This window comes from Streptococcus sp. 2741, assembly GCF_013276315.1.
In the GTDB taxonomy this organism is placed as follows: Bacteria; Bacillota; Bacilli; order Lactobacillales; family Streptococcaceae; genus Streptococcus; species Streptococcus pseudopneumoniae.
In genome coordinates this window covers 22,024-36,892 of record NZ_VMKU01000042.1, presented here as the reverse complement: position 1 = coordinate 36,892, position 14,869 = coordinate 22,024, and the positions used below count along the sequence as shown (strand labels likewise).

The 14,869-nt window shown below is 42.5% G+C and carries 9 protein-coding genes, 1 tRNA gene and 1 pseudogene; 3 read left to right on the top strand and 8 right to left on the bottom strand.

The genetic code is table 11. The annotated features are described in order from the left end of the window. Positions 1 to 22: 22 nt before the first annotated feature. Together HT671_RS11600 and cbpJ are read left to right on the top strand one after the other, a co-directional pair. Positions 23 to 949: pseudogene (locus tag HT671_RS11600) on the top strand (trypsin-like peptidase domain-containing protein); the annotation flags it as partial. Between the two features lie 18 nt (positions 950 to 967). Continuing rightward, on the top strand, positions 968 to 1,891 hold the full coding sequence (gene cbpJ, locus HT671_RS05255) for a choline-binding protein CbpJ (protein WP_000771145.1): 924 nt from the start codon (positions 968 to 970) through the stop codon (positions 1,889 to 1,891). A 247-nt stretch (positions 1,892 to 2,138) separates the two neighbouring features. Here the strand turns inward: cbpJ and ndk are convergent, their stop codons facing one another. The 3 genes from ndk to rpoB form a co-directional block, all read right to left on the bottom strand. Beyond that, on the bottom strand, positions 2,139 to 2,552 hold the full coding sequence (ndk, locus tag HT671_RS05250) for a nucleoside-diphosphate kinase (protein ID WP_000438299.1): 414 nt from the start codon (positions 2,550 to 2,552) through the stop codon (positions 2,139 to 2,141). Positions 2,553 to 2,660: 108 nt separating this feature from the next. After that, a complete protein-coding gene (gene rpoC, locus HT671_RS05245; RefSeq protein ID WP_171043105.1) occupies positions 2,661 to 6,338 on the bottom strand; it encodes a DNA-directed RNA polymerase subunit beta' in 3,678 nt (1,225 codons plus the stop codon). Between the two features lie 32 nt (positions 6,339 to 6,370). After that, positions 6,371 to 9,982 carry a DNA-directed RNA polymerase subunit beta gene (gene rpoB, locus HT671_RS05240; protein ID WP_050223224.1) on the bottom strand — a complete coding sequence of 1,204 codons (3,612 nt, stop codon included), beginning with the start codon at positions 9,980 to 9,982 and terminating at the stop codon, positions 6,371 to 6,373. Between the two features lie 412 nt (positions 9,983 to 10,394). Between rpoB and HT671_RS05235 the strand changes: the two genes are divergently transcribed. After that, positions 10,395 to 10,465 (top strand) — tRNA-Cys (locus HT671_RS05235). Between the two features lie 186 nt (positions 10,466 to 10,651). On the opposite strand, the gene HT671_RS05230 is transcribed toward HT671_RS05235, so the two are convergent. The 5 genes from HT671_RS05230 to HT671_RS05210 all read right to left on the bottom strand — a co-directional run bounded on the left by HT671_RS05230 (position 10,652) and on the right by HT671_RS05210 (position 14,840). After that, positions 10,652 to 11,983 (bottom strand): hemolysin family protein, encoded by a 1,332-nt coding sequence (locus HT671_RS05230; protein ID WP_000390030.1) that lies wholly within the window; start codon positions 11,981 to 11,983, stop codon positions 10,652 to 10,654. Positions 11,984 to 12,252: 269 nt separating this feature from the next. After that, complete coding sequence (gene endA / locus HT671_RS05225; RefSeq protein WP_001036782.1) at positions 12,253 to 13,083, bottom strand: DNA-entry nuclease EndA; 831 nt, start codon at positions 13,081 to 13,083, stop codon at positions 12,253 to 12,255. Between the two features lie 38 nt (positions 13,084 to 13,121). Continuing rightward, positions 13,122 to 13,310, bottom strand: coding sequence for a DNA-directed RNA polymerase subunit beta (locus HT671_RS05220; RefSeq protein WP_001036519.1), 189 nt, complete (start codon positions 13,308 to 13,310; stop codon positions 13,122 to 13,124). After that, positions 13,303 to 14,586 (bottom strand): UDP-N-acetylglucosamine 1-carboxyvinyltransferase, encoded by a 1,284-nt coding sequence (gene murA, locus HT671_RS05215; protein WP_000358021.1) that lies wholly within the window; start codon positions 14,584 to 14,586, stop codon positions 13,303 to 13,305. The genes HT671_RS05220 and murA overlap by 8 nt, the downstream gene beginning before the upstream one ends. A gap of 23 nt (positions 14,587 to 14,609) precedes the next feature. Continuing rightward, a complete protein-coding gene (locus HT671_RS05210) occupies positions 14,610 to 14,840 on the bottom strand; it encodes a DUF1146 family protein (protein WP_023933289.1) in 231 nt (76 codons plus the stop codon). Positions 14,841 to 14,869 lie beyond the last annotated feature (29 nt).

The following is a 14,869-nucleotide window of genomic DNA, read 5'->3' as shown; positions in this document are numbered from 1 at the left end:
TGGTAAAGATGTAACTTATTGAGGGAGTGCCAATTTTATAAAGGATAATGTCCTTATTACTGCTGCTCATAATATTTATAAACATGAGTTTGGTAAAGATGCAGAAGAACTATATGTTACTCCTGCTCGTACTCCAAATAGTGTGCCGTTTGGTCGGATAAAAGTAAAAGAAGCTCGCTATTTAAAAGAATTTCGAAATACTGATCCAGATGAGCTTACTACCTATGACTTAGCAGTTTTAATTTTGGAAGAACCGATTGGCGCTCAATTGGGGACGTTAGGACTTCCAAATAATTTAGAAAATACTAAAAATCTAGATGTAACAGTTACGGGATATTCTGCTGTTAATAAGGATATTAAGCAGATGTATACTGATACAAAAACGATACTTCAAGATACAAATGATTTTTTATTCTATCAAGTAGATACTTTGCGTGGTGCAAGCGGTTCAGCAGTATATGATTCTACCAATAGGGTTGTCGGAGTTCATACCAATGGGAGTGAGGCAGAACAAATGAATTATGCTGTCAAGTTAAATGAGAAGGCTCTATCTTTCATCTACTCTGTTATTCGAGGGCATTCTATTGATGGTTGGAAATTGATTGGTGGTACTTGGTACTATTATAAGAACAGTACGAAACAAACAGGTTGGCAAAAGATAAATGACACTTGGTACTATCTAGACGCCTCCGGTAAGATGCTCACAGATTGGCAAAAAGTAAATGGGAAATGGTATTATCTGGAAAACTCTGGTTCAATGGCAACAGGTTGGAAATATATACGAGGCAGATGGTATTACTTAGATAATAAAAATGGAGACATGAAAACCGGTTGGATAAAAGTGGGAGGAAATTGGTATTATCTCAATTCAAGTGGAGCAATGGTTACAGGTAGCCAAACTATTGATGGTAAAGTTTATAATTTCGCTTCATCTGGTGAATGGATTTAATATTGGAGGTATATATAAATGAAACTTTTGAAAAAAACTATGCAAGCTGGACTAACAGTAATTTTCTTTGGTTTGCTAGGGACCAGTACAGTATTTGCAGATGATTCTGAAGGATGGCAGTTTGTCCAAGAAAACGGTAGAACCTATTACAAAAAGGGGAACCTCAAAGAAACCTACTGGCGAGTGATTGATGGTAAGTACTATTATTTTGATTCTCTATCTGGAGAGATGGTTGTCGGCTGGCAATATATCCCGTTTCCATCTAAAGGTAGTACAATTGATCCTTACCCAAATGGTATCAGATTAGAAGGTTTTCCAAAGTCAGAGTGGTACTACTTTGACGAAAATGGAGTGCTACAAGAGTTTGTTGGTTGGCAAGAATTAGAGCTAAAATATTCCTTAACCGTTGGGAAAAAACATGGTGAAGGCTGGGAAGGTCCCGAAGTTCTTAAATTAGCATACTACTACTTTGATCAAGATCATTATTTAAAGACAGGTTGGCTTTATGATCAATCTAACTGGTATTACCTAGCAAAAACAGGAAATTCTGGGAATAAGAATCTTGGTGGTGAAAGACGTGTAGGTTGGATAAATGATGGTTCAGCTTGGTACTATCTAGATTCAGAAACTGGTATCATGCAAACTGGTTGGAAGCAAATTGGCAATAAGTGGTACTACCTCCGTTCATCAGGTGCAATGGCAACAGGTTGGGCTTATGTTGGTAATAACTGGTACTATCTTCGTTCATCAGGTGCAATGTCCACAGGTTGGGTGAAAGATGGTTCAATATGGTACTATCTAAATGCAAGTAATGGAGATATGAAAACAGGCTGGTTCCAAATCAATGGTAAATGGTATTATGCCTATGGTTCAGGTGCTCTAGCTGTTAATACCACAGTAGATGGTTACTACGTAAACTATAATGGTGAGTGGGTTAAGTAACGAATGCTAATCGTAACTGTAGTTGATACTTAACTTATTAAAAAGAGCTTTTTTCTACCATTTGTCAACTCTATCAATTTTTAAGAATTAAATGAGTCAAGACAGTAGCTATTCAGTATGTTTATCTACTGTAGTAGGTTGAAGAAAAACTAAGAATGAGAAAGGACGAAGTTAGTCCTTTCTTTTTTATGTGACTATACTTTCTATTCAAATGAGCTTTTAACCGATTGATTGAGCCAATCAACTCTTAAAACCAAAGAGCAATTTCTCGCTTAGCTGACTCTTCTGAATCTGAACCATGTACAACATTTTGGATAGTCTCATTTTCTCCAGCAGCTTTTGCAAAATCAACTCGAATAGTTCCTGGTAAAGCTTCTTCTGGATCAGTTGCACCCATCATGGTCCGCCAAGTTTCGATTACTTCGGGATCAGAAATGATACCTACAAGAACCGGTCCTGAAGTCATAAATTCACGAATCGGTGGGTAAAAACTTTGACCAACCAAGTCCTGATAGTGCTGGTCAATTAACTCTTCTGAAAGCTGTGTACGCAACTCCAATTTTTCAATTGTAAATCCACGTTGTTCGATACGTTTCAACACTTCACCCACTAGTCCTCTTTTTACACCATCTGGTTTAATGATAAAAAATGTTTGTTCCATACCTGTCTCCTTTGTCAGCTTCTTTCTTTTATTTTACCACATTCCATGGAAAAATGGAGAAAGTTTTCAGAAAAGCGAAAGAGAGCCCGAAGGCTCTCTCATTCTCTTTTATTCTACTGTTTCTTCCACAGTTTCAACGGCAGTATCCACAACTACTTCTGTTGTTTCTTCGTTTCCTTCTTCCTCTACTGGAGGATTAAGGTATTCTTCTTCGTTGATAGCATGTGGTTCAAGGTTACGGTAGCGAGCCATACCAGTACCTGCTGGGATGATCTTACCGATGATAACATTTTCTTTAAGTCCAAGGAGATGGTCTTTCTTACCACGGATAGCCGCGTCAGTAAGGACACGAGTTGTTTCCTGGAAGGAAGCCGCTGACAAGAAACTGTTGGTTTCAAGTGAGGCTTTGGTAATTCCCATGAGGACTGGGCGACCTGTCGCTGGAACACCACCTGCGATAAGGACATCTTTGTTGGCATCTGTAAAGTCATTGATATCCATGAGGGTACCCATGAGAAGATCTGTGTCACCTGGATCCATGACACGGACTTTACGAATCATTTGACGAACCATTACCTCGATGTGTTTGTCACCGATTTCTACCCCTTGGCTACGGTAAACTTTTTGTACTTCACCGAGAAGGTAAGTTTCAACTGACAAGACATCACGAACTGCAAGGAGACGTTTTGGTTGGATAGAACCTTCTGTCAGAGCAGCACCACGCGCTACTTGGTTCCCAACTTCAACACGCATACGAGCGGTAAATGGAACAACATATTCGCCTTCACCAGTTTCGCCCTTAACAAAGACTTTCTTGGTACGAGTTGAAGCATCTTCTTCGATAGCTGTAACTTGTCCTTTAACCTCTGTGATAACCGCTTCCCCTTTAGGATTGCGGGCTTCAAAGATTTCTTGGACACGAGGAAGACCCTGAGTGATATCGGTATTTGAGGCAACCCCACCCGTGTGGAAGGTACGCATTGTAAGCTGTGTACCAGGTTCCCCGATAGATTGGGCAGCGATTGTTCCAACTGCTTCACCAACTTCAACCGCATCACCAGTCGCCAAGTTGATACCATAACAGTGACGGCAGACACCGTGACGAGTGTTACATGTAAATACAGAGCGGATAGTCACTTCTTCCACACCAGCATTGACAATTTCACGCGCCTTGTCTTCTGTAATCAACTCATTTGGACCGATAATAACTGCACCAGTTTCTGGATGTTTAACAGTTTTCTTAGTGTAACGACCATTGAGACGCTCTTCGAGAGACTCGATCATCTCTTTTCCTTCTGCGATAGAACGGATCAAGAGACCACGGTCTGTTCCACAGTCGTCCTCACGGATGATAACGTCTTGGGCAACGTCAACCAAACGACGAGTCAAGTAACCTGAGTCGGCTGTCTTAAGGGCCGTATCGGTCATACCTTTACGGGCACCGTGAGTTGAGAAGAACATTTCGAGTACTGACAAACCTTCGCGGAAGTTTGAAAGGATTGGCAATTCCATGATACGTCCGTTCGGAGCAGCCATCAGACCACGCATACCGGCAAGCTGTGAGAAGTTTGAGATGTTACCACGGGCTCCAGAGTCCATCATCATAACGATTGGGTTCTTAGGATCTTGGTTGGCAATCAAACGTTTCTCCAATTTTTCACGAGCAGCACGCCATTCAGCTGTAACAGCATTGTAACGCTCGTCGTCTGTAATCATACCACGACGGAATTGTTTGGTGATTTGTTCTACACGTTTGTGTGATTCTTCAATGATTTCAGCCTTGTCATCAACGACTGGGATATCGGCAATACCCACTGTCAATCCTGCAAGAGTTGAGTGGTGGTAACCGAGGTTCTTCATACGGTCAAGTAGGGCAGAAGTTTCTGTCGTACGGAAACGTTTGAAGATTTCAGCGATGATATTTCCAAGATTTTTCTTCTTGAATGGAGGGTTAAGTTCAAGTTTACTGATTGCTTCCTTGATATCTCCACCAAGTGGCAAGAAGTATTTAGCTGGAACGCCTTCTGTCAAGTTGGCATTGTTTGGTTCTTGCAAGTATGGTAGCCCCTCTGGCATGATATCGTTGAAGAGAATTTTACCAACTGTTGTAAGCAAGACCTTATGTCTTTGCTCTTCTGTCCAAGGCTTGTTGAGGCTGTCTGTTGCGATACCAACACGTGAGTGGAGGTGAACATAACCATTGCGGTGAGCCATAACCGCTTCGTCACGGTCTTTGAAGACCATTCCTTCACCTTCGCGACCAGCTTCTTCCATGGTCAAGTAGTAGTTACCCAAAACCATGTCCTGAGATGGAGTAACTACCGGTTTCCCATCTTTCGGGTTCAAGATGTGCTCAGCAGCTAGCATGAGGATACGAGCTTCTGCTTGGGCTTCTTCTGAAAGCGGTACGTGGATGGCCATTTGGTCCCCGTCAAAGTCGGCATTGTAGGCTTCACAGACAAGCGGGTGCAAGCGAAGGGCCTTACCATCAATCAAGACTGGCTCGAAGGCTTGGATACCCAAACGGTGAAGGGTCGGTGCGCGGTTCAAAAGCACTGGGTGTTCTTTAATCACTTCTTCAAGAATATCCCAGATACGCTCATCTCCGCGTTCGACCAAGCGTTTAGCAGCTTTGACGTTTTGCACGATATCACGAGCGACGATTTCACGCATGACGAATGGTTTAAAGAGCTCGATCGCCATTTCACGTGGCACACCACATTGGTACATCTTAAGAGTTGGACCAACGGCGATAACGGAACGTCCTGAGAAGTCAACACGTTTACCGAGCAAGTTTTGACGGAAGCGTCCTTGTTTACCTTTAAGCATGTGGCTCAAAGATTTCAGTGGACGGCTACCTGGTCCTGTGATCGGACGACCACGACGACCATTGTCAATCAAAGCGTCAACTGCTTCTTGAAGCATACGCTTCTCATTTTGAACGATGATACCTGGTGCATTCAACTCAAGCAAACGAGCCAAACGGTTGTTACGGTTGATAACACGGCGGTAAAGGTCATTCAAGTCAGATGAGGCAAAACGGCCACCATCCAACTGCAACATTGGACGAAGATCTGGTGGAATAACTGGAAGGATGTTGAGAATCATCCATTCAGGTTTGTTTCCAGACTTGTAAAAGGCATCCAAAACATCCAAACGACGGATGGCTTTGACACGTTTTTGTCCAGTCGCTGTTTTCAACTCTTCTTTGAGTTCAGCAATTTCTTTTTCAAGATCTACTTGTTTCAAGAGGTCTTGGATAGCTTCGGCACCCATCTTGGCAACGAATGATCCATAACCATACTCACGCAAACGCTCACGGTATTCGCGCTCTGTCATGATAGACTTGTGCTCAAGTGGTGTATCCTTAGGGTCAATCACCACATAAGCCGCAAAGTAGATCACTTCCTCAAGGGCACGAGGGCTCATATCAAGGGTCAAGCCCATACGGCTTGGAATCCCCTTGAAGTACCAGATGTGAGATACAGGAGCTTTCAATTCGATATGTCCCATACGCTCACGACGAACTTTCATACGCGTTACTTCAACCCCACAGCGGTCACAAACAATCCCTCTGTAACGAATGCGTTTATATTTACCACAAGCACATTCCCAGTCTTTTGTAGGACCAAAGATAACTTCATCAAAGAGACCTTCACGTTCTGGTTTCAAGGTACGGTAATTGATTGTTTCAGGTTTTTTGACTTCTCCATAAGACCATGAACGGACTTTACTTGGAGAAGCTAGGGTGATTTGCATACTTTTAAAACGATTTACATCAACCACTATTTCTTCCCTTTCTATTCTAAGTGAACTGCCTATTCTTGTTCAGCAGTTTCTTCTGTTGCTTCCGCTTTTGTTGCTTTCTCAGCTTCTTCAGCTTCAAAGGCTGCTTTAGCCTCTTGTGCTGCTTTTTCGCGGGCTTTTTCAAGGTCATCTACGTGGATGACATCTTCGTCCATTCCTTCATCCAAGTCGCGAAGTTCCACTTCTTGGTCATCTTCGTCTAGGACACGCATGTCAAGACCAAGAGATTGCAATTCTTTGACAAGAACTCGGAAGGATTCTGGAACACCTGGTTTTGGAATTGGTTTTCCTTTTGTAATAGCTTCATAAGCTTTCAAACGTCCGTTGATATCGTCAGACTTGTAAGTCAAGATTTCTTGAAGGACATTTGACGCACCGTAGGCTTCAAGAGCCCAAACCTCCATCTCACCGAAACGTTGTCCACCAAACTGGGCTTTACCTCCAAGTGGTTGTTGGGTAACAGTTGAGTAAGGTCCGACTGAACGCGCGTGCAATTTATCATCAACCATGTGGTGGAGTTTGATCATGTACATGACTCCAACAGAAACACGGTTATCAAACGGTTCTCCAGTACGTCCATCGTAAAGAATCGTTTTGGCATCACTATCCATACCTGCTTCTTTAACGGTTGACCAAAGATCTTCAGAACTTGCTCCGTCAAAGACTGGTGTTGCAATGTGGATACCAAGAGTACGAGCCGCCATACCAAGGTGAAGCTCCATAACCTGACCGATATTCATACGTGATGGCACCCCAAGTGGGTTCAACATGATGTCGACTGGAGTTCCATCTGGAAGGTAAGGCATGTCTTCTACAGGAACGATACGAGAGACAACCCCTTTATTTCCGTGACGTCCGGCCATCTTATCTCCGACCTTGATCTTACGTTTTTGAGCGATGTAGACGCGAACCAGCATATTGACACCTGATTGCAACTCATCTCCATTTGCACGTGTAAAGATCTTAACATCACGAACGACACCATCGGCACCGTGTGGTACACGAAGAGAAGTATCACGCACTTCACGAGATTTATCTCCGAAGATAGCGTGCAAGAGACGTTCTTCAGCTGAAAGGTCCTTCTCACCCTTAGGTGTTACTTTACCTACAAGGATATCACCTTCTTTAACCTCAGCACCGATACGGATAATACCCATTTCGTCAAGGTCTTTAAGGGCATCTTCACCAACGTTTGGAATTTCACGAGTAATTTCTTCAGGCCCAAGCTTTGTATCGCGTGTTTCTGATTCGTATTCTTCAAGGTGAACAGATGTGTAGACATCGTCTTTGACCAAGCGTTCGCTCATGATAACGGCATCCTCGAAGTTGTAACCTTCCCAAGTCATGTAGGCAACGATTGGGTTTTGTCCAAGCGCCATTTCTCCATTTTCCATAGAAGGTCCGTCAGCGATGAAATCGCCTTTTTCAACGACATCGCCAACTTTTACGAGAGTGCGTTGGTTGTAGGCAGTACCTGAGTTTGAACGACGGAATTTTTGGATGTGGTAAACGTCCAATGAACCATCTTCACGACGAACTTCTACCTTGTCAGCATCTGCGTACGTAACTTTACCATCATACTGAGCAATCACAGCAGCTCCTGAATCGTGGGCTGCTTGGTATTCCATACCAGTACCAACGTAAGGTGCTTGAGGATTGATCAATGGCACAGCCTGACGTTGCATGTTGGCTCCCATGAGGGCACGGTTGGAGTCATCGTTTTCCAAGAAAGGAATACATGCTGTCGCAACGGCAACTACCTGTTTTGGTGAAACGTCCATGTAGTCAACAATATTCGCTGGATACTCTTGGTTGACCCCTTGGTGACGTCCCATGACAATCTTCTCAGCAAAGGTTCCATCTTCGTTCAGACGAGAATTAGCCTGTGCTACAGTAAATTCATCTTCTTCATCGGCTGTCAACCAAACGATTTCGTTCGTAACAACGCCTGTTTCACGGTCAACTTTACGGTATGGTGTTTGAACAAAACCATACTTGTTCAAATGTCCGTAAGATGACAAGTTATTGATCAAACCGATGTTAGGTCCTTCAGGTGTCTCGATTGGACACATACGACCATAGTGAGTGTAATGCACGTCACGAACTTCATATCCAGCACGGTCACGTGTCAAACCACCAGGCCCTAAGGCTGATAAACGGCGTTTGTGAGACAACTCAGAAAGCGGGTTGTGTTGGTCCATGAACTGTGACAACTGTGATGAACCAAAGAATTCTTTCACCGCAGCTGTTACAGGACGGATGTTGATAATTTGTTGCGGTGTCAAGACTTCATTGTCCTGAACAGACATACGTTCACGGACATTACGTTCCATACGAGAAAGTCCAAGACGTACTTGGTTGGCAAGCAATTCACCAACCGCACGGATACGACGGTTTCCAAGGTGGTCGATATCATCTACACGGCCAAGTCCTTCAGCCAAGTTGAGGAAGTAGCTCATCTCAGCAAGAATATCTGCAGGAGTGACGATACGAACCTTGTCATCTGGATTGGCATTACCAATGATTGTTACGACACGGTCTGGATCAGTTGGAGCAACAACCTTGAATTTTTGAAGAACAACAGGCTCAGTCACAACGGCTGCATCATTTGGAATGTAGACAATCTTGTTCAAATCACCATCCAAATGGCTTTCAATGCTTTCAATCACACTACGAGTCATGATTGTACCAGCTTCTACCAAGATTTCGCCTGTTTCAGGGTCTACCAATGGCTCAGCAATAGTTTGGTTGAGCAAGCGTGTTTTGACATTGAGTTTTTTGTTAATCTTGTAACGACCAACGGCTGCCAAGTCATAGCGACGTGGGTCAAAGAAACGAGCCACAAGCAAGCTACGTGAGCTTTCAGCTGTCTTAGGCTCACCTGGACGAAGGCGTTCGTAAATTTCTTTCAAAGCTTCGTCTGTACGAGAGTCCATTGGGTTCTTATGGATATCTTTTTCAACAGTGTTGCGAACCAATTCACTATCACCAAAGATATCAAAAATTTCATCATCACCTGAGAAACCAAGCGCACGAACCAAGGTTGTAAATGGAATCTTACGAGTACGATCGATACGAGTGTAGGCGATATCTTTTGAGTCGCTTTCAAGTTCCAACCAAGCTCCACGGTTAGGGATAACCGTTGAACCGTAACCCACTTTACCGTTCTTATCTACTTTGTCATTAAAGTAAACACCTGGCGAGCGAACCAACTGAGATACGATGATACGTTCACCACCATTGATGATGAAAGTACCCATTTCTGTCATGATTGGGAAATCACCAAAGAAAACTTCTTGGGTCTTGATTTCGCCTGTTTCTTTATTGATCAAGCGGAATGTTACAAAAATTGGTGCTGAGTAGCTAGCATCGTGGATACGAGCTTCTTCTAGCGTGTATTTTGGTTCCTTGATTTCATATCCAACAAATTCCAACTCCATTGTGTCTGTGAAGTTTGAAATTGGCAATACATCTTCAAATACTTCCTTAAGACCGTGATCTAGGAAAGCTTTGAATGAATCAGTTTGAATTTCAATCAAATTTGGTAAGTCAAGAACTTCTTTAATTCTTGAAAAACTACGACGGGTACGATGTTTCCCGTATTGAACGTCATGTCCTGCCAAGATGATTCTCCTTTGTAAATAAGTTCCAAGCCTTGTCAATCAGGCTTTCTAATCGTCATATGGTTATAAAACCCCTATCACCGTGTCCCTTTGATAAATTTTCAGAATCTTTAAGTCTTTGTTACAAATACTCGAAATCCTGAAAAAAAGCACAAAAAGAGCAGCTAAATCTGACTTTTCAGAAGATTTAACTGCTGTGAGTCCTGTCTGGACAATATTTCAGACAAAACCTACGACAAATGATTACTCATATTATACCCTATTTAGCTAGATTTTTCAAGGGGATTCAGTAGTTTTTTGGTAATTTTTTCCCATAGAAAACTTGGCATCACATTCGAATCACACTATGGTACAAAAAACTGAAAAAGCTATTGACTGAAAATCATTTTCAAGGTATAATAAGAAACGTTAAGGCGGTATAGCCAAGTGGTAAGGCACGGCTCTGCAAAAGCTTGATCGTCGGTTCAAATCCGTCTACCGCCTTCTATAACTTGATTTATCAGGTTTCAAATGAACAGAAAGCCCAATTTGAAGGGCTTTTTTATTTTTCTTCTGATAAATACGGATAATTTTGAAAAACTTTTGGGGCAAAGTTCTTTCCATGACATAATTCCCTCATGAAATCAACTGAAAAAAGCTTCGTCACACCTGGTGACAAAAGCCTCTAGTTTACTCTGTTTCTTCTTCTATTTCAACTTCGGTAATTTGGACTTTTACCTTGGTAACACGTCCATTTTTCACTTTATCATTGGTTAAGATAAGTTGTTTGTTTTGGCTGACCAATTCATAGCTAAGTTTCTCAGTCGTCGGAATGGTCCCCACTCCTGTCAAATAGTAACCAGCAATGGTATCAACGTCATCACTTTCCAGTTCAACATCAAAGTAATTATTGAAATCATTGAGGGTCATCGTTCCTTGAACAATGTAGGTATCCTCGCCAATCTGATGAACATCTATTGCTGCTTTGTCCGTTTCATCATCAATTTCACCAACAATTTCCTCTAAGAGGTCTTCCAAAGTCACCAAACCAGCCATACCACCGTATTCATCCAGCAAGATTGCCATTTGTCTTTGGGTATTGCGCAATTCTTTTAGCAAGTCATCCACAAAAATAGTTTCAGGTACAAAAAGTGGATCTTGTAAGATTTTCTTCCAAACAATATTATCAAAACCATCCACAAAACCAGCCTTAAGGAGACTCTTGGTGTGAATGATTCCAATTACATTGTCCTTATCCCCATCGTAAACTGGTATACGGGAAAAGTTTTGTTTTAAAATACTTTGGATAATGCTTTGACTATCATCCTGAATATCCACCATAAAAGCATCTGTCCGAGGAACCATAACCTCTCGTGCCATCAGTTCATCGAGCGAAAAGACACCTTGTAGCATCTCAATCTCATCAGCATCCAACGTTTCTTCACTATTTGTCAGCATATAGGCAATTTCATCACGGGTCATCTTTTCATCCGCATCATCGAATGACATAGGAGTCAAATGGCTCAAGAAATTGGTCGAAGCAGCTAAAAGCCAAACAAAAGGACTGACTAGTTTTCCGATCCCAATGATAACCGGCGCTGTACGAATGGCCAAGGCATCCTTTAGATTAAGAGCGATTCTCTTAGGATATAATTCCCCAAAAACGATGGAAATATAGGTCAAAAATGCCAAGGATAGAAAAGTTGCCACGGCTTGTGCTGTTTCGCTATTCCCAAGCCAAGAGGCAATCACACGTCCTAGAGTATCAGCTAAACTCGCCCCTGATAAGATTGTAATCAGGGTGATTCCTACCTGAATGGTTGATAAAAAGTGGTTAGGATTTTCTAGTACCTTCAGCAGGCGGATGTAGCGTCTGTCTCCTTCTTCCGCCTTTTGTTCAACTCGGGCACGATTAAGAGAAACCATGGCCATTTCTGTGGCTGAGAAAAAGGCATTTAATACCGTCAAGATAAACAATAAAACAAATTGTAGCAACAAATTCTGACTACTTGGGTCTTCCATAGTTCTTCTCCTAAAATAGTATCTTATCCTTTATTATATCACAAAATTTAATCCAATACATATTATTTTTTTCTTAGCGTAACTTCTCAAAGTAACTTCCATCTCTCTCCCAAAACTGGAAGTTAGTTTTAGAAGTTACCATTTTTTCTTAGTACCTACTCTAGCCCTACTTAAACTAGAAAAAAGAACTCCTACATCCATAAGTGATATAGGAGTTTATCTTATCTTTTACTGATACTCTTCGAAAATCTCTTCAAACCACGTNNTTTTCATTGAGTATGAGTTACAGTTACTTCTCCAGTTCGGTAATCCAGTTGAAGCCCCTTTTGAACATTGGGAACTAGAACATTAAATTCCAATTCTCCATCTGAAGACTTGGCTTCAATCTGTGAAGCTGAAGGAACTAAATCCTCGTTTGAAGCGTAGTAAAGGGTTACACGGTAACGGACACGCTTGTTTTGGTCCAAGGCTTTACGCACCTTACTTTCATAGTAGTTTTGACCAGTCGAATCCTCGGCCTGCGCCTGATTTGCCCAGGCTGTCTGAACAGCAATGTTTTTAGGATTGCTTGTCGAGGCATCAAAACCATCCAAACCACCGATTAAGGCATAGCCTAACAGATGACCTCTATCGACTGCATGGGTATAAGAGCCCTTTAGATTCTTGACCTGATGCCAGCCTGGAGGAGTCCATGAAGTCGAACCATTCCCAGTTTCTTCACGATTCTTGTACTGACGAGTAGCCTTAGACAAGAGGGCATTAGCCACGGTTGGTACGGTCTCCTTGCCCACCGTCTTTGTTTTATTATCAGCGTAGGGCTTACTTGAAACCTTGGCATTTAGGTTTGTTTTATTACCATTGACGATAAAAGCACCTGATCCGTTCCACTCCAGACTCCCTTTTACTTGGTTTTTGACTGCGTCTGTTAAGACACTCTCTGCCAATGCTTGACTAGGAGCTTCAGACGCTTGTTTTTTCTGACTAAGCTTGGTTTTAGGACTATTAGGTGCCGACTGCATCTGCTTGATATAATAGCTCCCTGTAGACAAAAGCAATAACACTAGCAGTCCGATTAGTGTCTGTCTTGTTTTTTTGTTCATATTTCTCCTTATCTTTAGAAAAAGGCTGGTTCTCCAGCCTAATTTCCTGTAAATTTATGAATCAATTCCTGCCATTTTGCTGGAGACAGGATAGCCCATGGATCTTGACCCTTGCCCAAGATTCCATAACCTACCATTAAACCGATTCCTAGAGCCAGAGTACCTAAAATCAGTACTATGATGACTAAAAGTAAACGCTTGACTACGTAGCTTGATTTCTTATTCATCTTCATCACTTGCCTCAATCCGCTGAATCTTAGCACCTAGCTGCGCCAACTTCTCATGGAAACCGTAGTAACCTCTATCCAAGTGAACCAATTTACCGACCACAGTTTCTCCCTGTGCTACCAAACCTGTCAAAATCAAGGCTGCACTGGCACGAAGGTCAGTAGAAAGAACTTCCGCTCCCTGCAAAGGTTGACCACCAACAATACGAGCTGTATCACGGATAATCTCAGAATGCAAGCCCATGCGACGCATTTCTTCTAGATGTTGGAAACGATTTTCGAAAACTGTCTCCACCATAGTTGATTCCCCTTTTGCGACTGTCATCAAGGCTGTAAATTGAGCCTGCATATCTGTTGGAAATCCTGGGTGGGGCAAGGTTTTCACATGAACAGCTTTTAGATTTTCTAGTTGAGAGCGAACGCGAATTCCTTCCGTCTCCTCCGTCACTTCCACTCCCATTTCAAGCAATTTGGCAATCAAGGGACGGTTGTGCTCCCAGACAGCATCTTTAATCAAGACATCACCACCAGTCATGGCAGCAGCTACCATAAAGGTTCCTGCTTCGATACGGTCTTGGACTACATTGTGAGTCGTACCATGAAGTTTCTCAACACCGGTAATGGTAATGGTCTCTGTACCAGCACCCTTAACCTTAGCTCCCATTTCATTAAGGAGAATGGCTAGGTCAACAATCTCAGGCTCACGCGCAGCATTTTCAATCACTGTCATCCCATCAGCTAGGGTCGCTGCCATCATCAAGTTCTGCGTTGCACCAACACTTGGAAAGTCCATATAGATATGAGCGCCATGCAAGCGTTCTGCCTTGGCTTCGATGTAACCAGCTGTCTGACTAATCTTAACCCCCATAGCTTCCAGACCTTTCAAATGAAGATCAATAGGACGGCTACCAATGGTACAACCACCTGGCATGGATACCTTGGCATGACCCACACGGGCAAGGATTGGCCCTAATACAACGATGGAGGCGCGCATCTTGCTGACATACTTGTAAGGGGCTTCCTCAGTGATGTCGCCAGTAGCATCCACCTCAACAAGATGGGCTTCCTCATCAAAGTCAACCTTGGCATTCAAACCACCAACCACCTGATTCATAATAAAGACATCCGACAAGATCGGTACATTCTGTAAGACTGTCTTTCCTTCACTTGCTAGAATAGTCGCTGCCAACAAGGGCAAGACTGCATTCTTTGCTCCTTCGATGGTTACACTTCCTACCAGACGATTATCGCCACCTTGAACAACAATTTTGTCCATACTCGTTTCCTTTACTCTTGATTTTATAATAATCCTCTAAGCGCTTCTTGCCACAAATGATACAGGCTGATAAAGAAAGAACTCAAGATATAGCCCATTACAATGCTGAAAAAACCTACTAATAAACGAACTTTTCTTGTATTCTCAGCTGTCACTTTTAAAACCTTTTCCCATCTAACAAGATCCTTTAAAAGGTAAAAACTCACATAAATAAAGAGCATGTGACTGCTTAGAGTGAATAATAATTGAACCATTTGACTATTATACCATCTTCTCTGTTTGT